General features: G+C 64.5%; 18 protein-coding genes and 3 tRNA genes. 8 read left to right on the top strand and 13 right to left on the bottom strand.

Annotation, left to right across the window (positions count from 1 at the left end; all coding sequences use genetic code 11):
* Positions 1-164: 164 nt before the first annotated feature.
* The 9 genes from IV091_RS08175 to trpE form a co-directional block, all read right to left on the bottom strand.
* Positions 165-239 (bottom strand) — tRNA-Thr (locus IV091_RS08175).
* Positions 240-316: 77 nt separating this feature from the next.
* Positions 317-390: transfer RNA gene (locus IV091_RS08180), tRNA-Gly, on the bottom strand.
* A 101-nt stretch (positions 391-491) separates the two neighbouring features.
* Positions 492-577, bottom strand: a tRNA-Tyr gene (locus IV091_RS08185).
* Positions 578-688: 111 nt separating this feature from the next.
* Complete coding sequence (locus tag IV091_RS08190) at positions 689-1,423, bottom strand: uracil-DNA glycosylase (protein ID WP_293467419.1); 735 nt, start codon at positions 1,421-1,423, stop codon at positions 689-691.
* Between the two features lie 8 nt (positions 1,424-1,431).
* Positions 1,432-2,223 carry an indole-3-glycerol phosphate synthase TrpC gene (trpC, locus tag IV091_RS08195; RefSeq protein WP_293467421.1) on the bottom strand — a complete coding sequence of 264 codons (792 nt, stop codon included), beginning with the start codon at positions 2,221-2,223 and terminating at the stop codon, positions 1,432-1,434.
* A 148-nt stretch (positions 2,224-2,371) separates the two neighbouring features.
* Entirely contained in the window at positions 2,372-3,415 is a 1,044-nt protein-coding gene (gene trpD / locus IV091_RS08200) for an anthranilate phosphoribosyltransferase (RefSeq protein WP_293467422.1), read from the bottom strand.
* 46 nt (positions 3,416-3,461) lie between these two features.
* On the bottom strand, positions 3,462-4,511 hold the full coding sequence (ltaE, locus tag IV091_RS08205; RefSeq protein ID WP_293467425.1) for a low-specificity L-threonine aldolase: 1,050 nt from the start codon (positions 4,509-4,511) through the stop codon (positions 3,462-3,464).
* A gap of 56 nt (positions 4,512-4,567) precedes the next feature.
* Entirely contained in the window at positions 4,568-5,140 is a 573-nt protein-coding gene (locus IV091_RS08210; RefSeq protein ID WP_293467428.1) for an aminodeoxychorismate/anthranilate synthase component II, read from the bottom strand.
* A gap of 3 nt (positions 5,141-5,143) precedes the next feature.
* Positions 5,144-6,643 (bottom strand): anthranilate synthase component I, encoded by a 1,500-nt coding sequence (gene trpE / locus IV091_RS08215; protein WP_293467431.1) that lies wholly within the window; start codon positions 6,641-6,643, stop codon positions 5,144-5,146.
* Between the two features lie 455 nt (positions 6,644-7,098).
* Between trpE and IV091_RS08220 the strand changes: the two genes are divergently transcribed.
* Entirely contained in the window at positions 7,099-7,686 is a 588-nt protein-coding gene (locus tag IV091_RS08220) for a chalcone isomerase family protein (protein WP_293467432.1), read from the top strand.
* Positions 7,687-7,702: 16 nt separating this feature from the next.
* On the opposite strand, the gene gph is transcribed toward IV091_RS08220, so the two are convergent.
* Together gph and rpe are read right to left on the bottom strand one after the other, a co-directional pair.
* Positions 7,703-8,413 (bottom strand): phosphoglycolate phosphatase, encoded by a 711-nt coding sequence (gene gph / locus IV091_RS08225; protein WP_293467434.1) that lies wholly within the window; start codon positions 8,411-8,413, stop codon positions 7,703-7,705.
* Entirely contained in the window at positions 8,413-9,111 is a 699-nt protein-coding gene (rpe, locus tag IV091_RS08230) for a ribulose-phosphate 3-epimerase (protein ID WP_293467436.1), read from the bottom strand. The genes gph and rpe overlap by 1 nt, the downstream gene beginning before the upstream one ends.
* Before the next feature lie 110 nt (positions 9,112-9,221).
* On the opposite strand from rpe, the gene apaG reads away from it, so the two are divergent.
* The 5 genes from apaG (at position 9,222) to thiL (ending at position 15,197) form a co-directional block, all read left to right on the top strand.
* The gene (apaG, locus tag IV091_RS08235) at positions 9,222-9,617 is read left to right on the top strand and encodes a Co2+/Mg2+ efflux protein ApaG (RefSeq protein WP_293467438.1); all 396 of its coding nucleotides are present in this window, start codon (positions 9,222-9,224) and stop codon (positions 9,615-9,617) included.
* On the top strand, positions 9,614-11,581 hold the full coding sequence (locus IV091_RS08240; protein WP_293467440.1) for a site-specific recombinase: 1,968 nt from the start codon (positions 9,614-9,616) through the stop codon (positions 11,579-11,581). The genes apaG and IV091_RS08240 overlap by 4 nt, the downstream gene beginning before the upstream one ends.
* 220 nt (positions 11,582-11,801) lie before the next feature.
* On the top strand, positions 11,802-13,064 hold the full coding sequence (locus IV091_RS08245; RefSeq protein ID WP_293467442.1) for a cation:proton antiporter: 1,263 nt from the start codon (positions 11,802-11,804) through the stop codon (positions 13,062-13,064).
* Entirely contained in the window at positions 13,054-14,193 is a 1,140-nt protein-coding gene (locus IV091_RS08250; RefSeq protein ID WP_293467444.1) for a YbdK family carboxylate-amine ligase, read from the top strand. Before IV091_RS08245 ends, IV091_RS08250 begins: the two co-directional genes overlap by 11 nt.
* A 14-nt stretch (positions 14,194-14,207) precedes the next feature.
* Positions 14,208-15,197, top strand: a complete 990-nt coding sequence (gene thiL / locus IV091_RS08255) for a thiamine-phosphate kinase (RefSeq protein ID WP_293467446.1) — start codon at positions 14,208-14,210, stop codon at positions 15,195-15,197.
* A gap of 15 nt (positions 15,198-15,212) precedes the next feature.
* Here the strand turns inward: thiL and IV091_RS08260 are convergent, their stop codons facing one another.
* Positions 15,213-15,392: a hypothetical protein gene (locus IV091_RS08260; RefSeq protein WP_293467448.1), complete on the bottom strand. Its 180-nt coding sequence runs from the start codon at positions 15,390-15,392 to the stop codon at positions 15,213-15,215.
* A gap of 131 nt (positions 15,393-15,523) precedes the next feature.
* On the opposite strand from IV091_RS08260, the gene IV091_RS08265 reads away from it, so the two are divergent.
* Both IV091_RS08265 and IV091_RS08270 read left to right on the top strand, forming a co-directional pair.
* Positions 15,524-16,060 carry a phosphatidylglycerophosphatase A gene (locus tag IV091_RS08265; RefSeq protein WP_293467450.1) on the top strand — a complete coding sequence of 179 codons (537 nt, stop codon included), beginning with the start codon at positions 15,524-15,526 and terminating at the stop codon, positions 16,058-16,060.
* Positions 16,061-16,068: 8 nt separating this feature from the next.
* Positions 16,069-16,563 (top strand): CinA family protein, encoded by a 495-nt coding sequence (locus IV091_RS08270; RefSeq protein WP_293467452.1) that lies wholly within the window; start codon positions 16,069-16,071, stop codon positions 16,561-16,563.
* On the opposite strand, the gene IV091_RS08275 is transcribed toward IV091_RS08270, so the two are convergent.
* Positions 16,469-16,927: a hypothetical protein gene (locus tag IV091_RS08275; protein WP_293467454.1), complete on the bottom strand. Its 459-nt coding sequence runs from the start codon at positions 16,925-16,927 to the stop codon at positions 16,469-16,471. The two genes, IV091_RS08270 and IV091_RS08275, sit on opposite strands and share 95 nt — an antisense overlap.
* Positions 16,928-17,051 lie beyond the last annotated feature (124 nt).

Raw genomic sequence — 17,051 nt, forward strand, 5'->3', positions numbered from 1 at the left:
GGGTGGTTTTACCATGATCGACGTGGCCAATCGTGCCAACGTTGACGTGCGGTTTCGTCCGCGAAAATTTTTCTTTACCCATTTTCGACTCCGGAAAGTTACAACACCAGCTAATCCAACAACAACCTGATGCAATGCCGACTGCACTGCATCCGCTAAAAATATGGTGCCCATTGCGGGAATCGGACCCGCGACCTCTCCCTTACCAAGGGAGTGCTCTACCACTGAGCCAAATGGGCTGAATTCAAAAATCTCTTACTGCAATCAGGCGCAAAATCAACCAGCGAACCCCAAAACTGCCTGCAAGCACAGCTTTTGGAGCGGGAGACGGGAATCGGACCCGCGTCATTAGCTTGGAAGGCTAGGGTTCTACCATTGAACTACTCCCGCGCAGCTCTACCAGATCAACTCACACTCTACTATTTCACAACTCAAGACCGGTCACACGACACTGGCCTTTCGATGCACTCTTACCAAAATCAACTAGAAGTTGGTGGATGGGGCTGGATTCGAACCAGCGTACGCGTTAGCGAACAGATTTACAGTCTGCCTCCTTTAACCACTCGGACACCCATCCTCTAAGTGAACCTCAGATTATGCCACGGGTTTATGTCAGTAGCCAGCCAATGGTATGGAAATTAAATAAAAGTTGTGGGATGCCAAGGCATTTGCCGTGCACCCGCTCTTTTTACCGACCCGCTTGCAGGCCACGCCACCGGGACACCTGCGAGAAGTGGCCACAGCCGATGAACGGCAGCGGCGGCCGCAGCGCAGACAGCGGCGACGGATGGTTGGCCAGCAGCACCTTGTGGCGGCTGGCGTCTATCAGCGCGCGCTTGCTCTGGGCATGGGCACCCCACAGCAGAAACACCACCGCATGATCACCGCCCGATACCTGGCGAATCACGCTGTCGGTCAACACCTCCCAGCCCTGCCCGGCATGGCTGGCTGGCCGCCCCTCTTCCACTGTCAGGCAGGTGTTGAGCAGCAGGACGCCGTCGCGGGCCCAGCCCACAAGGCTGCCGCCGGGCACCGGAAAGAGCGGCGGCGGCGTGCCCAGGTCGCGCTGCAACTCCTTGAAAATATTGCGCAGCGACGGCGGCAAAGGCACGCCGGGCGCGACGGAAAAAGCCAGCCCCTCAGCCTGCCCTCGCCCGTGGTACGGGTCCTGCCCCAGGATCACCACGCGCACCGCTTCGGGCGGCGTGAGCGCGAGCGCGCGCAGCGGCTGCGGCGGAAAAATCACCGCGCCCTCGGCCAGCCGGCGGCGCAAAAAGCCCAGCAGCTTTTGCCCCGCTGGACTCGCAAAAAAAACCTCGGTCAGGGGCCGCCAGCCGGGCGCAACCAGCCAGTCCGACGGGTCGGCGCTGGTCAGACGATCAGGCGCGCTTGCCTGCATGCCGGCCAACGAAACCTGCTCCATGGTCGCCGTTACAGGCCGAACAGCTGCTGCAACGCCACGCCCGGGTCGTCGGCGCGCATGAAGGCCTCGCCCACCAGAAAGGCGTTGACCTTGGCGTCACGCAGGCGCTTCACGTCTTCGGGCGTGGTGATGCCCGATTCGGTCACCAGCAGACGGTCTGCGGGCACCTTGCCCATCAGCTTCAGCGTGGTGTCGAGCGAGACTTCAAAGGTGTTGAGGTTGCGGTTGTTGATGCCGATCAGCGGCGTCCTGAGCTTGAGCGCGCGGTCCAGCTCAGCCTCGTCGTGCACCTCGACCAGCACGGCCATGTCGAGCGACATCGCCAGCGCCTCCAGCGACTTCATCTGCGCATCGTCCAGGCAGGCGGCGATCAGCAAAATGCAGTCAGCGCCCATCACGCGCGATTCATAGACCTGGTAGGCGTCGATGATGAAATCCTTGCGCAGCACCGGCAGGCCACACGATGCCCGGGCCTGCTTCAGGTAGTCGATGCTGCCCTGGAAGAACTGCTTGTCGGTCAGCACCGACAGGCAGGCCGCACCGGACTCGGCATAGGCTTGGGCAATGTCGGCGGGAATGAAGTCCTCGCGCAGCACGCCCTTGGACGGGCTGGCCTTCTTGATTTCAGCGATCACTGCCGGCTGGCCGGCCGCAATCCTGGCGCGCAGGGCACCGACGAAGTCGCGTGTATTGACGCGCGACTCGGCGTCTTTGCGCATGGCCAGCAGGGGCTTGCGGTTGATCGCTTCTTCGATTTCTTCGCGCTTGACGGCAATGATTTTGTTCAGAATGTCACTCATGGGATTCCAGTGGGTTGGCAGGGAGGTCGGCGGGTGAACGCCGTTTTGGAAGACTTTCATAAAGATGCGGTGCATCACGAAGCCCACGATGATAAACAGCGCAGAAATGCCAAGAGCGATCCAGGCGCCGGGATCGCGCCACATGGCCTCACGCCACGGCGCGCTGGCTGAAGGCCACCAGTTGCGCCAGCTTGTCCCTGGCCGCGCCTGATTCGATGGCCGCCCGCGCCCGCTCGATGCCGTGCATCATGGAATCCACCACATTGGCGGCGTACAGCGTCGCACCGGCGTTGAGGATCACGATGTCGCGCGCCGCGCCCGGCTGGTTGTCGAGCACGCCCAGCAGCATGGCCCTGGACTGCTCGGGCGTTTCAACGCGCAGTGCGCGGTTGCTGGCCATCTGAAGCTTGAAGTCTTCGGGATGGATTTCGTACTCGGTGATTTCGCCGTCTTTGAGCTCGCCCACCACAGTGGCCGCACCCAGGCTGACTTCATCCATACCGTCCTTGCCGTAGACCACCAGCGCATGTTCGGCGCCCAGGCGCTGCAGCGCCCTGACCTGAATGCCCACCAGGTCGGGATGGAACACGCCCATCAAAATGTTGGGCGCGCTGGCCGGATTGGTCAACGGGCCCAGGATGTTGAAGATGGTGCGCACGCCCAGTTCCTTGCGGATGGGCGCGACGTTTTTCATGGCCGGGTGGTGATTCGGCGCAAACATGAAACCCACGCCCACTTCTTCGATGCACCTGGCAATCGCGTCCGGCGACAGGTTGATGTTGATGCCCAGCGACTCGACGACGTCGGCGCTGCCCGACTTGCTGCTGACGCTGCGCCCGCCGTGCTTGCTGACCTTGGCGCCCGCCGCCGCGGCTACAAACATGGCGCAGGTAGAGATGTTGAAGGTGTGCGAGCCGTCGCCGCCGGTGCCGACGATGTCGACCAGGTGGGTTTTGTCGGCCACATGGACCTTGGTCGAAAACTCGCGCATCACCTGCGCGGCGGCGGTGATTTCACCGATGGTTTCCTTCTTGACGCGCAGCCCGGTGATCAGCGCGGCCATCATCACCGGCGACATCTCGCCGCTCATGATCATGCGCATGACGTGCAGCATCTCGTCGTGAAAGATCTCGCGGTGCTCGATGGTGCGCTGCAGCGCTTGCTGGGGCGTGATTTTGTGGCTGTTGGGCATGGGCGTCTTTAGGGTATGGGTATGTTTTCTGAATGGCAACAGGCCGTCAGGCCTTGAAAAATTGGCGCATCGCGGCTGCAGCCTGGTCAATGCCCGCCTCGTCCACATCCAGGTGCGTGACAAAGCGCAGCCGGTACAGGCCGGTGGCCTGGATGCCCTGCTCGGCCAGGTGGGGCAGCAGGCCCGCCGACTTCGCCTTGGCAGCACCGCTCAGGTCCACGAACACGATGTTGGTCTGCGGCACCTCGACCTGCACGCCTTCAATTCCCGCCAGGCTGCCGGCCAGGCGCTGGGCCAAGGCATGGTCTTGCGCCAGCCGCTCGACATGGTGGTCCAGCGCATGCGAGGCCGCCGCCGCCAGCATGCCGGCCTGGCGCATGCCGCCGCCGGCCATCTTGCGGATGCGGTGGGCGCGTGCAATGAAGCCCTGCGAGCCGCACAGCGCCGAGCCAATCGGCGCGCCGAGGCCCTTGCTGAAGCAGACCGAGACACTGTCAAAACAGCCGGCTATGCGCGCGGCCTCGGTGAAGGCGTCGCTGCCGGTTTGCGCCGCCTGCGCCACCGCCGCATTGAACAGGCGCGCGCCGTCCAGATGCCGGCTCAGGCCTTTGGCTTTTGCCAGTTGCGTGGCCTGCTGCAGATAGTCAAACGGCAGCAGCTTGCCGCCCAGCGTGTTTTCAAGCGCCAGCAGGCGCGTACGGGCGAAATGCGCGTCGTCGGGCTTGATCGCGGCTTCAATGTCAGCGAGGGCCAGCGTGCCGTCCGCCTGGTGGTTCAAGGGCTGCGGCTGCACGCTGCCCAGCACCGCCGCGCCGCCGCCTTCCCAGCGGTAGCAGTGCGCCATCTGGCCGACAAGGTATTCGTCGCCGCGCTGGCAATGCGCCAGGATGGCGCAGAGGTTGCTCTGCGTGCCGGTGGGCATGAACAGCGCGGCTTCGAAGCCGAGCATAGCGGCGATCTTGTCCTGCAGCGCATTGACGCTGGGGTCGTCGCCAAACACGTCGTCGCCCAGCGGGGCCGCCAGCATGGCCGCGCGCATGGCGGCGGTCGGCTGGGTCACCGTGTCGCTTCGCAGATCAACAGTTTTATGAATCATTTAAGCCTCCAGCCCAATCAATTCGGACATTTACAGCTATTGAATACATAGCAAATTCACGCCTGCTGCGTCAGGAAGTTTTTCAGCATCGCGTGGCCGTGCTCGGTCAGTATCGACTCGGGGTGAAATTGCACGCCCTGAATCGGCAGCTCTTTGTGGCGCACGCCCATGATCTCGCCGTCGTCGGTCCAGGCCGTGACGGCCAGCACCTCGGGGCAGGATGCGCGTTCGATCGCCAGCGAGTGGTAGCGGTTGACGGTGAATTGCCGGGGCAGTCCGGCAAACACACCCTCTTGCGTGGTGGTGATCACGCTGGTCTTGCCGTGCATCAGTTGCTGCGCCCGCACAATCGTGCCGCCGAACGCCGCGCCTATGGCCTGGTGGCCAAGGCAGACACCCAGAATCGGCAGCTTGCCGGCAAAGTGCTGGATCGCCGCCACCGAAATACCGGCCTCGGCGGGCGAGCACGGGCCGGGCGATACCACCAGCCGGTCTGGCGCGCGCGCGGCAATCTCGGCCAGCGTGATCTCGTCGTTGCGGAACACCTCGACCTCGGCCCCCAACTCGCCAAAGTACTGGACGATGTTGTAGGTAAAGCTGTCGTAGTTGTCGATCATCAAGAGCTTCATGGCTTACTCCAGTCCTTCTTCCACCAGCTCGCTGGCGCGCAGCAAGGCGCGCGCCTTGGCTTCGGTTTCTTTCCATTCCAGCTCGGGCACAGAATCGGCCACCACACCGGCAGCCGCCTGCACATACAGCGTGCCGTCCTTGATGATGCCGGTGCGAATCGCAATCGCCACATCCATGTCGCCCGCATAGCTGAGGTAGCCGCAGGCACCGCCGTACAGCCCGCGCTTGGTCGGCTCCAGCTGGTCAATCATCTCCATGGCGTGCACCTTGGGCGCGCCGGTCAGCGTGCCGGCCGGGAAGGTGGCTTTCAGCACGTCCATGCTGGTCATGCCGTCGAGCAAAATCCCCTCGACGTTGCTGACGATGTGCATGACATGGCTGTAGCGCTCGACCGAAAAGGCTTCTGTGACCTTCACCGTGCCGGTCTTGGCAATGCGGCCAATGTCATTGCGCGCCAGGTCAATCAGCATGACGTGCTCGGCGCGCTCCTTGGGGTCGTTGATCAGTTCCTGCTCGGCCGCCCTGTCGGCTTCTGGCGACGAGGCGCGCGGCCGGGTGCCGGCCAGCGGTCGGATGGTGATTTTTTGCCCTTCTTCCACCTGCTCCTGGCGCACCAGGATTTCGGGCGACGCGCCGACCACATGGAAATCCCCAAAATGGTAGTAGTACATATAGGGCGACGGATTCAGCGAGCGCAGCGCGCGGTACAGACTCAGCGGCGACTCGGTGTAGCGTTTTTTGATGCGCTGGCCGACCTGCACCTGCATGAAGTCGCCCGCTTCAATCAGCCGCTTGGCGCGCTCCACGGCGGCAATGTAGTCGGCCTTGGCAAAGTCGCGCTCGGCCGGGTGGCCCTGGCTCGGCTTGACCACGGGCGCGCTGACCGAGTACCTGAGCTGCTCCTTGAGTTCGCGCAGGCGCTTTTTGGCGTTGGCATAGGCCTCGGGCAGCGCCGGGTCGGCATACACAATCAAATACAGCTTGCCCGACAGGTTGTCGATCACGGCCAGTTCTTCGCACTGCAGCAGCAAGATGTCGGGGCAGCCCAGCGTGTCGGGCGGGCAGCTGGCTTCCAGCTTTTTCTCGATGTAGCGCACCGTGTCGTAGCCAAAGTAGCCGGCCAGTCCGCCGCAAAAGCGCGGCAGGCCAGGCCGCAGCGCGACCTTGAAGCGTTTTTGGTAGTCGCTGATGAAGTCGAGCGGGTTGCGCGCCGAGGTTTCAACCACGCGCCCGTCGGTCACCACCTCGGTCCGCATGTCGGCGCCAAAGCCCGAAGCGCGCACCAGCGTGCGGGCCGGCAGGCCAATGAAGCTGTAGCGGCCAAAGCGCTCGCCACCGACCACGGATTCGAGCAGGAAACTGAACTTTCCGCCGTCCTTGGAGTGCGCCAGTTTCAGGTAAAGCGACAGCGGGGTTTCAAGGTCGGCAAAGGCCTCGGCCAGCAGCGGGATGCGGTTGTAGCCTTGCGCCGCGAGACTTTTAAATTCGAGTTCAGAGATCACGGTAAGTCCTTCATCAGAAGACGCTGCGCATCAAAAAACGCCGCCTTCTGTCATTCAAAACACCCCGAGGTCCGGGGCCGGGAATGCTCTTGCGTGGCGCAGGAGCGCATCAATTCAGCAAAAAGCAGGCTGCGGGGCCATGCACGGGCTCAAAACAATGAGCGATACGGGCGCCTCAGGCGTGCCGGGTGGAACAGGAACGCCAAAGCCAGGCTCCCCGGCCGGCGCAGGCTGTTTGGTTGATGCGATGAATGAACATGTAGGCCAAAGTGTAGCAAAGACGGGCCGCCCGTTGCTGGCTGCGGACCACCCGCGCCGGGCACAACGACAGAAATAGCCATGGGTACTAACGCTGATCTCGCAAACCCTGTTGCCGGGGCGCATGGCCGGCTTCAAAATGGGTACACAAAAACGAACGACCGTTCTTTTTAACCATTCCCCGGAGAGACCTACTCATGACTTTCACCATGCGATGCGTGGCGGGCCTGGCGGCCTGGCTGCTGTCACTTAGCGTTCTGGCCGCGCCGGTCGAGATTTCAGGCGTCAAGCTCGACGAGTCGCTGGAGCTGCAGGGCAAAAAACTGCAGCTCAATGGCGCCGGCATACGCTACAAGGCGATTTTCAAGGTCTATGTGGCGGCCCTTTATCTTGAAAAAAAGGCCGGCACGCCAGAAGATATCTACGCCGCAGCGGGGCCCAGGCGCATGCACATCACACTGCTGCGCGAGATTGACTCAAACGAACTCGGCAAAAGCTTCACCAAGGCGTTTGAGGAAAACGCCCCCAAGGCAGAAATGTCCAGACTGATCCCCGGCCTGCTCAAAATGGGCCAGGTTTTCTCGGACCAGAAAAAAATGGCGGCGGGCGAAGGCTTCACCATCGACTGGGTACCAGGCACGGGCACCGTGATTTCAGTCAGGGGAAAAGCGCAGGGCGACGCCATCAAGGAACCCGAGTTTTTCAATGCCATGATGCGCATCTGGCTGGGCGCCAAACCGGCAGACTGGAAACTCAAGGACGAGTTGCTGGGCAAGATGCCCTGAAGCGGGCGCCGTGCGCTTATTGCGGCCAGCGCACCTGCGTCAGCGAGTCAATCAAGCCATCGGCATCCACGGCTTGCACCGGCTCGCCGTGGTTGTAGCCATAGGTCACCAGCAGCACCGGGCAGCCTGCCGCGCGGGCGGCCTGGGAGTCGTTGCTGGAGTCGCCAATCATCAGGGTGCGGGCGGGTGTGGTACCCAACAGCGCGCAGGTTTTCAGCAGGGGCAGCGGATCCGGCTTCTTGCGCTCGAACGAATCACCGCCAAACACCGTCCCAAAAAACCCGTCCAGGCCCTTGCGCGCGAGCAGCGCGCGGGCAAAGGCGACAGGCTTGTTGGTCAGGCACACCAGGGGCAAGCCCGCACCGTGCAAGCCGCGCAGCCCTTCCAGCACTCCCGGATACAACGCTGAATGCTGGCCGTTCACGGCGGCGTAATGCGCCTGGTAATGGTCAAAGGCGAAGTCGTAGTGCGCCAGCACATCCACCGCGTTTTGCGCCGGCGGCATCTGCTCTTGAACGTGCGCCAGCACGGACCTGACCAGATGCTCCGAGCCTTTGCCGACCATGCGGTTGGCGGTGGCTGCGTCCAGAGGCAGGCTGTCGTCGGGCAGAGGCAAATCACCGAGCATCAAATTGATCGCCGCCACGAAGTCACCCATGGTGTCCACCATCGTGCCGTCCAGATCGATGATGACGGCGTCTATTTCGCCGTCAATGGCCCACTGCATCACGACGCGCCAAGCGCCGCCCGCATGGCGTCGATCACGGCCTTGTAGTCGGGCTTGCCAAAAATCGCGCTGCCCGCCACAAAGGTGTCGGCACCCGCGTCGGCCACGCGGCGGATGTTGTCGGTCTTGATGCCTCCATCGACTTCCAGACGGATGTCCTTGCCCGAGGCGTCAATGCGTTTGCGCGCCTGCTCGATTTTGCGCAGCGCCGAATCAATGAAGCTCTGGCCGCCGAAGCCGGGGTTGACGCTCATGATCAGGATCAGGTCGATGTCGTCAATCACCCAGTCCAGCACGTCCAGCGATGCCGCCGGATTGAACGCCAGCCCGGCCTTGCAGCCCTTGGCCTTGATGGCCTGCACGCTGCGGTGCACATGGCCGGAGGCATCCGGGTGAAAGCTGATCAGGTCGGCGCCGGCATCGGCAAAGGCGGCTGCCAGCGCGTCGACGGGCTGCACCATCAAATGCACGTCAATCGGCACCGCCGTGCCGTCGGCTTTTTTGGCGTGGGGCTTCAAGGCCTGGCAAATCATGGGCCCAAAGGTCAGGTTGGGCACGTAGTGGTTGTCCATCACGTCAAAGTGAATCCAGTCGGCGCCCGCCGCGATGACGGCTTTGAGCTCGTCACCCAGACGGGCGAAGTCGGCGGACAACAGGGACGGGGCAATGCGAAAGGCGGGCGTGGTGGTGTTGGGCATGCGCAAGATTGTCGCAGCAAGCCGGCTCAGGGGCCATGCCCCGGCGCCGGCGCGGCCGTGGCGGAGGCGGTTAACATGGCTGCCAACTACTGCTTGCGCCTGCTGCTGCCATGTCCAAATACCAATTCTCCTGCGAAGTCACCCCCCAATACCAGGCGGAGCAGTCCGCGCCGCAAGAAGCGGTCTATGGGTTTTCCTATACCGTCACCATCACCAACACCGGCGAGGTGCCGGCCCAGCTGATTTCGCGCCACTGGCTCATCAGCGACGCCAACGGCCACACCGAAGAGGTCAAGGGCTTGGGCGTGGTGGGCCATCAGCCATTGCTCAAACCGGGCGAATCCTTCCAGTACACCAGCGGCTCCCGGCTGCGCACCGCCAGCGGCACCATGCACGGCAGTTTTTTCTGTGTCGCTGAAGACGGCGCGCGCTTTGAAGTCGCGATCCCGATGTTTGTTCTGGAAGCCGACCCGGGTGGCAGCGCCTCCGGTCGGGTGCTGCATTGAGCCGACCGGTCAAGGACCTGCCGGCCCTGCTGGCGGCGCTGGACCCGGCAGCCGGACTGGCCGAGCGCCACGTCTGGCTGATCCAGTTGTTTGCATGGATTCGCGGCGACCAGACTTCCCCGGAGTCGGCGCTGGTGCGGGTCCAGGTCTTCATGGATGCGGTTCAGGCGCAGCCTGCGCTGCAGGCGCGCTTGCAGGCCTGGTGGCAGCAGCTGCTGCAGACCGTGGACATCACGACCTTGCTGGCTGATTTTGGATTTGCGCCGCGCACGGCGTTTGTCAGCGAACTGGCCGAACGGCTGCGCCGCAAGCTGCTGCCCAGCACGCCCGAAACCGTCGATGCGTCGGAGCTGCTGCCGCTGGTGGCGCCCACGCGTTTCGATGCGCAGTGGCTGGCCGCGCTGGACGAGCCCAAAATCAGCCAGCTGGCGCGCCTGCTGTCGGCCCAGCCCGAGGCCGACACGCTGCACTGGCACAACAGCCTGATGGACGCCCTGACCTACTGCACCGCGCAAATTCGCGCCACCGGTTTTGCCCCTGAACTGCGCTTGCGCATAGACCCCAGCCTGCCGGGCGCGCGGGCGTTTCATGCGCTGCCCGCCGACATTGACGAGTTGCGCCAGGCCTTTTTCAAGGCCGATCGCGACGAGGCCCGGCTGGAAGCGGCCATCACGCAGTACCGGGAACGGCTGGACGCATGCCGCCAGGCCATCAACAGCATTTATGCGCACCTGGAGGAAAACGGCATTTCCGTGGGCATGGTGTTTCGGTTGCGCCAGCTGCGCGAGCGCATCATGCGCGTGCGCGAGCTGCTGGACAGCCTGACCTCGCCCCACCCCGCAGTGGCGGCGGTCAAGCTGCTGGCGCGGCGCGTGGTGACGAGCGAGGAAAGCAAAAGCATAGGCGCGCTGATCAGCGCCAACTCCACCCTGCTGTCGGCCAAGGTGGCCGAGCGCAGCGCCGAAACCGGCGAACACTACATCACCCGCAACCGCAGCGACTACAAGGAAATGCTGGGCAAGGCCATGGGCGGCGGTGCCGTCACGGCCGTCACCATCTGGTTCAAATTCCTGTTGATGGCCGTCGGCCTGACCGCGTTCTGGGGCGGTTTCTGGATCGGCGTGAACTACGCCTTCTTTTTCACCCTGATCCAGTTGCTGCATTTCACGCTGGCGACCAAGCAACCGGCCATGACCGCGCCCGCCATGGCCGCCAAACTCAAGGACATCGACTCGCCAGAAGCCATCACGTCGTTTGTCGACGAGGTGACCCACCTGGTGCGCTCGCAGATGGCCGCCGTGTTTGGCAATGTATTCATGGTGGTGCCGGCCGTGCTGCTGGTCAATGCGCTGATTTACGTGCTGCGCGACCACCCCATGCTCAGCCCCCAGCAGGCAAGGCATGTGCTGGAAACGCTGACGCTGCTGGGCCCTACGCTGCTCTGGGCCGGTTTGACGGGCGGGATTCTCTTCATGGCCAGCATCATTGCGGGCTGGGCAGAAAACTGGTTTGTGCTGCACCGGCTTGATTCGGCCCTGCGGCACAACCCGCTCTTTACGGGCGTGCTGGGCGCCGAACGCGCCGCGCGCTGGTCAGCCTTCATGCGCAAGAACATCTCAGGCTTTGCCTCGAATATTTCATTTGGTTTCATGCTCGGACTGATTCCGGCCTTCACCAGTTTCTTTGGCCTGGATCTTGAAGTGCGCCACGTCACGCTGTCGGCCGGGCAACTGGCGGCCGCGAGCGCCACGCTGGGGCTTGAGACCTTCAGGCAGCCGGCGCTCTGGTGGTGCATCGCTGCCATTCCGCTGACGGCAGCGCTCAATGTGGGCGTGAGTTTTTACCTCGCGTTCCGTCTGGCCTTGCAGGCCCACAGCGTCAGCGGCCCGGACCGCGCGCGCATCCGCTCGGCCATCTGGGCGCGCTGGCGCAGCCATCCGCGCAGCTTCTTCATGCCCGAATAGAAATCACGCGCGCCGCAGGCCTTTTTGGCCTTGCCCGGCATGCGCCTTTTCGGCCGGGGGGCGCACTTGATGCAGTTAAACTCGGCCCAAACGGTTGTTAGCTGACACCCACCGGTATCCATCGCCGGTCTTGGCGCCTCAGGGCGCCAAGCAATCGCGCACCACGCCTTCCCCCCGGGCCTGGCTGCAGAAGTCCTGACTCGAGTGGAGATACACCGTAATGAACGACATCATGTCCATCTGGGCTGAATGGATCAAGCCATCGGCCGGCTTGCCCACCGTGCAATGGTCGATTTTGCTGGCGCTGGCCGCCGCCGCAGGTCATCTCGTGAACCGCTACAGCGGCCTGCCCAAGGTCATCGGCTACTCCGTGGTCGGCGCCTTCGCCGGCCTGGCCGGCTTCACCGGCGCGATCTGGCCACTGCAAGGCATCGGGCTGTTTTTGCTCGAACTCGGTGTGGCAGTCGTGCTGTTTGAAGCGGGCGGGCGCATCCCGCTGCGCTGGTTTCGCCACAACCCCATGGTGCTGGTGCAAAGCCTGGTGGAATCCACGCTGACCTTTTTGCTCGTGTACTGGGCGCTGGGCCTGATGGGCGTGCAAAGCCTGGTGGCCGAGTCGCTGGCCCTGGTGGCCATGGCGGCATCCCCGGCCGTGCTGTCGCGCGTGGCGATTGACACGCGGGCCGCCGGACCAGTCACGGAGCGCGCCATGGTGCTGTCCACCCTCAGCAGCCTGTATGCCCTGACGCTGTGCAGCGCCCGCGCCGGCATGATGCCCCAGGGCGAAGCTGGCGGGCTGGTCAACTCGCTGTTCCCGGTGCTGGTGGTGCTGGGCATGTCGGTGGTGGTGGCGGCGGTGCTGGCGCTGACGCTGCGCACCGCGCTGCGCGTCATGAGCCCGACCAGCGAAAACACCGCCATTTTGCTGCTCGCGGTGATTGCCGCCGGCGCCGCACTGGCCGCCAATTTTGGCGGCTCGGCCGCGCTGGCAGCGCTGCTGGGCGGCATGCTGCTCAAGCAACTCAACCCGCGCCCCTGGTCGTGGCCCCGGCAAATGGGCACGGCGTCGTCCATGCTCACCATGCTGATGTTCGTGCTGGTGTCCGTGGTGGCGGCGCAGGCCGACTGGAGCGCGCCCGTGGCCGGCGTGGTCGCGGTGCTGGTGCTGGCGCGCATGCTGGCCAAAATCACCGGCGTTGCGATTGGCAATGTGGGCAGCGGCTCCAGCTGGAAGCAAGCCCTGTGGGTCGGCTGCGCGATGTCGCCGATGTCCTCGGTGGCACTGCTGCTGGTGTCCCAGTATGTGGCCGCGTCCGGCCCCATCGGGCGCGAGATTGCCGGCGTGGCCCTGCCCGCCATTTTGCTGATGGAGGTGCTGGGCGCCATTTTGGCCACCGTGGCCATTTACCGCGCCGGCGAAAGCTCAAAACCCTGGGAGCGCCTGACGCGCGGCCCCGCCACAGGACCTGTCCATGAGTCTTGAAACCTTCCAGAAATCCGCCGCCCTGTCACTGGGCGTGGAGCTTGAACTGCAGCTCGTCAACACCCACGACTACGACCTCGCGCCCTACGCCGAGGACATGCTGCGCCTGATGGCCAAAACGCCGCTGCCCGGCGCCGTGGTGCCCGAGATGACGTCGAGCATGATCGAGATTTCGACCGGCGTGTGCCAGTCGTCGTCCGAAGTGCTGGGCCAGTTGAGCCAGATCCGCGACGCGCTGGTCAAGTGCGCCGACAAGCTCAACATTGCCGTGGTCGGCGGCGGCACGCACCCGTTCCAGCAGTGGCACGAGCGCCGCATTTACGACAAGCCGCGCTTTCGGGAGCTGTCCGAGTTGTACGGCTACCTGTCCAAGCAGTTCACCATTTTTGGCCAGCATGTGCATGTCGGCTGCCCCGACCCCGACAGCGCGCTGCTGACGCTGCACCGCATGTCGCGCTACATTCCGCATTTCATTGCGCTGTCCGCCTCCAGCCCGTATGTGCAGGGCCAGGACACGGCGTTTGACTCGGCCCGGCTCAATTCGGTGTTTGCCTTTCCGCTGTCGGGCCGCGCGCCGTTTGCGCTGACCTGGGACGAGTTCACGGTGTACTTCAACAAGATGGCGCACACCGGCGTGGTCAAGAGCATGAAGGATTTCTACTGGGACATCCGGCCCAAGCCGGAGTTCGGCACCATCGAAATCCGCGTCTTCGACACGCCGCTGACCATAGAGCGCGCCGCCGCGCTGTCCGGTTACGTGCAGTCGCTGGCGTCCTGGTTCATGAACGACCAACCCTTCATGCCGACCGAAGACGACTACCTGGTCTACACCTACAACCGTTTCCAGGCCTGCCGCTTCGGACTCGATGCGGTCTACGTCGACCCGGCCACCGGCAGCCACATGCCGCTGCGCGAGCACATCCTGATGACCATGAGCCAGATCGACCGCCATGCGATCAGCGTGGGCGCCAGCGCCTCCCTGAACCTGCTGCGCAGCAGCGTGGACCGCAACGACAACGACGCCCGCTGGCTGCGCGAAAAGCAGGGCGAGGAACGCCTGCTGGCCGAAGTCATCCGGCAGGCGGCCGAGCGTTTTCGCGGCGGCGTGACCCACGCCCAGCAGCGCTGAGGCCCGCAGCCGCCATGGGTGAATTTGACCTGATTGCCCGCTATTTCACGCGCCCCACGCCGCGGGCCGTGCTGGGCGTGGGCGACGACTGCGCGCTGCTGCAGCCGGCGCCCGGCACGCAAATGGCCATCTCCTGCGACATGCTGGTGCAAGGCCGTCACTTCTTTGCCGACGTAGACCCGGCCGCGCTCGGCCACAAGGCGCTGGCCGTCAACCTCAGCGACCTGGCCGCCTGCGGTGCCACGCCGCTGGCCTTCACGCTGGCGCTGGCCCTGCCGCTTGCCGACGATGCCTGGCTGGCGCCTTTTTCGCGCGGCCTGCTGGCGCTGGCCGATGCCCACGGCTGCGAACTGGTGGGCGGCGACACCACGCAGGGGCCGCTCAATATCTGCATCACGGTATTTGGCGAAGTGCCGGTGGTCCATGGCCGCAGCCAGGCGCTGCTGCGCTCGGGCGCCCGCGCCGGGGACGACGTGTACGTCAGCGGCACGCTGGGCGACGCCCGGCTGGCGCTGGACGCCTTGCGCGGCACGCGGGCCCTGCCCGCCACCGTGCTGGCCGAGGCCCGGCAGCGGCTGGAGCAACCCACCCCGCGCGTGGCGCTGGGCCAGGCGCTGCGCGGCGTGGCCAGCGCGGCCATTGACGTGAGCGACGGCCTGCTCGGCGACCTGCGGCACATCCTCAAAGCCTCTGGCGTGGGGGCCACCATCGACACCTCGATAGCTATTAATTTAATAGCTTCATGCACCCACAAAGATTGGGCTACAGGCCTTATTTCCTTAAACAATCAGCTCGAATACGTGCTGGCCGGCGGCGACGACTACGAACTCGCCTTCACCGCCCCCGCGTCAGCGCGGGAGGCGGTGCAGGCCGCCGCGCGCCAGGCCCACACCCCGGTCACGCGCATTGGCCGCATCGAGCCCGAAGCCGGCCTGCGGCTGATCGATGGCCAGGGCCAGGCCTTGCCGCCCCACAGCTTCGCCTCGTTCGACCACTTCGCCTGACGCGGCCGCACCCGGCTATTCGTCCTGGGGCGTCGGCGCATCCTTCACCAATTCGGTTTCTGCTGCCGCCCCCAGCGCGTGCGCCGGCACGGGCATGCACATTTTTTCGCCGTCCCAGCGCTGGCCGCACCAGCAGTCGCCGTCGGCATTGATCAGGCAGGTGCCGGTGCCGCAGCACCTTGAATCGTTGCGCATGGTCTGACTCCGTAGATTGACGCAGTGGCCCGGGCTTGAGCCATCCCCGGTTTGCCGGTATTGTCAGCCACGCCTGCCGAACCGGTATGCCAAAATCATCGTCACCCCTACTCCCTTGCCCCCTACCGACGATGTCCGACGCCCTCTTGTCCCCCGAAATGCCCCGCGCCGCCGCGCTGCGGCCCAGCGCCGGCTTCATGCTGGCCCACCCTGCGCATTTCGTGGCCATGGGCTTTGGCTCGGGCCTGAGCCCTCTGGCGCCCGGCACCGCAGGCACGCTGTGGGCCTGGCTGTCGTTTCTGGTGCTGCAGCGCTGGCTGTCGCCGGCCGGCATGGGCGCGCTGATCGCCGCCTCCGTGCTGGTGGGCTGGTGGGCCTGCACCGTCACGGCCCGCAACATGCGCGTCGCCGACCCCGGCAGCATCGTCTGGGACGAGGTGGTGGGCTTCTGGCTGGTGCTGTGGCTGGTGATGCCGGCCGGCTTGCTCGGGCAGCTGGTGGCATTTGCGCTGTTCCGGTTTTTTGATGCCGCCAAACCCGGCCCGGTCGCCTGGGCCGACAAGACCTTCAAGGGTTTTGGCTGGCGCGGCGGCTTCGGCATCTTGTTTGACGACCTGGTGGCCGCCGCCTGCACCTTGCTGGTGATCGCCTTGTGGCGCTTTTTTTGAGACCGGAAATGTCTTCCCCCAACACGCTGTCCACGCCCGAATGGGTTGCCCAAATAGCCGATTCGCTGCAAAAAAAACAATGGCTGCTGACAGCCGCCGAAAGCTGCACCGGCGGCCTGATTTCAGCTGCCTGCACCGACCTCGCGGGCTCCAGCGCCTGGTTTGAACGCGGCTTCGTGACCTACTCGAACGACGCCAAGACGGAAATGCTGGGCGTAGACGCCGCGCTGATCGCGCGTCACGGCGCCGTCAGCGAAGAAGTGGTACGGGCCATGGTGCAGGGCGCCCTGGCCCGCGCCCATGCCCAAGTGGCGGTGGCCGTGACCGGCGTGGCCGGCCCCAGCGGCGGCAGCGCCGCCAAACCCGTGGGCACGGTCTGGTTTGGCTGGGGCACGCCCGCCGGCGTCGTCAGTGAAATACGCCATTTTGCCGGCGACCGGGCGGCCGTACGCGCGGCCACGGTCCAGCATGCCCTGCAGCGGCTGGCGGCCTTGCTGACGTAGTGCGGCGCTGCACGCGGTAAGCATGTACAGGCGGCAAGGCCGGTTGCCGCAGCAGGCAAACCACCGGCCAGGCCAGCAGCGCCACCACAGCACCCAATCCAAGTGCCACGGCCGCCAGGCTCGCCCCATCGAGCCCATACCCCCTGTCGGCCAGCGACGCGCCGGTGAGCGGCGGCACAGCCAAGGCAGCCACCACCGCCGCCAGCATGCCCACGCCCAGCGCCAGCGGAATATGCCGGGCGCTGAGCCCGTCCCGAGCCGCCCACATCAGCGCCAGCCATGAGCCCACGACCACCGCCACCAGCGGCAGCGCAGACAGCGCCAGTTCATAAACCATATTGAGGGCCAGCCAGATTTCATGCATAGTGCGTCTCCTTGTGCGTCGTGTGCTCAGCGTTTGTCATACCCGGCCCTTGAGCACGGCCAGCTACGCCGTGCTGCGCATGCCTGACTCCTTTTCAATTACCTGCAGGGGTATAGTGCAAGTC

This window comes from Polaromonas sp. (assembly GCF_018780625.1).
Classification (GTDB): Bacteria; Pseudomonadota; Gammaproteobacteria; order Burkholderiales; family Burkholderiaceae_C; genus Polaromonas.

Coding starts and splice junctions, on each gene's coding strand:
- IV091_RS08190 (WP_293467419.1), bottom strand. CDS start 1,423: ATGGAGCAGGTTTCGTTGGCCGGCATGCAGGCAAGCGCGCCTGATCGT.
- trpC (WP_293467421.1), bottom strand. CDS start 2,223: ATGAGTGACATTCTGAACAAAATCATTGCCGTCAAGCGCGAAGAAATC.
- trpD (WP_293467422.1), bottom strand. CDS start 3,415: ATGCCCAACAGCCACAAAATCACGCCCCAGCAAGCGCTGCAGCGCACC.
- ltaE (WP_293467425.1), bottom strand. CDS start 4,511: ATGATTCATAAAACTGTTGATCTGCGAAGCGACACGGTGACCCAGCCG.
- IV091_RS08210 (WP_293467428.1), bottom strand. CDS start 5,140: ATGAAGCTCTTGATGATCGACAACTACGACAGCTTTACCTACAACATC.
- IV091_RS08220 (WP_293467432.1), top strand. CDS start 7,099: ATGACTTTCACCATGCGATGCGTGGCGGGCCTGGCGGCCTGGCTGCTG.
- gph (WP_293467434.1), bottom strand. CDS start 8,413: ATGCAGTGGGCCATTGACGGCGAAATAGACGCCGTCATCATCGATCTG.
- rpe (WP_293467436.1), bottom strand. CDS start 9,111: ATGCCCAACACCACCACGCCCGCCTTTCGCATTGCCCCGTCCCTGTTG.
- apaG (WP_293467438.1), top strand. CDS start 9,222: ATGTCCAAATACCAATTCTCCTGCGAAGTCACCCCCCAATACCAGGCG.
- IV091_RS08245 (WP_293467442.1), top strand. CDS start 11,802: ATGAACGACATCATGTCCATCTGGGCTGAATGGATCAAGCCATCGGCC.
- IV091_RS08250 (WP_293467444.1), top strand. CDS start 13,054: ATGAGTCTTGAAACCTTCCAGAAATCCGCCGCCCTGTCACTGGGCGTG.
- thiL (WP_293467446.1), top strand. CDS start 14,208: ATGGGTGAATTTGACCTGATTGCCCGCTATTTCACGCGCCCCACGCCG.
- IV091_RS08260 (WP_293467448.1), bottom strand. CDS start 15,392: ATGCGCAACGATTCAAGGTGCTGCGGCACCGGCACCTGCCTGATCAAT.
- IV091_RS08265 (WP_293467450.1), top strand. CDS start 15,524: ATGTCCGACGCCCTCTTGTCCCCCGAAATGCCCCGCGCCGCCGCGCTG.
- IV091_RS08270 (WP_293467452.1), top strand. CDS start 16,069: ATGTCTTCCCCCAACACGCTGTCCACGCCCGAATGGGTTGCCCAAATA.
- IV091_RS08275 (WP_293467454.1), bottom strand. CDS start 16,927: ATGCATGAAATCTGGCTGGCCCTCAATATGGTTTATGAACTGGCGCTG.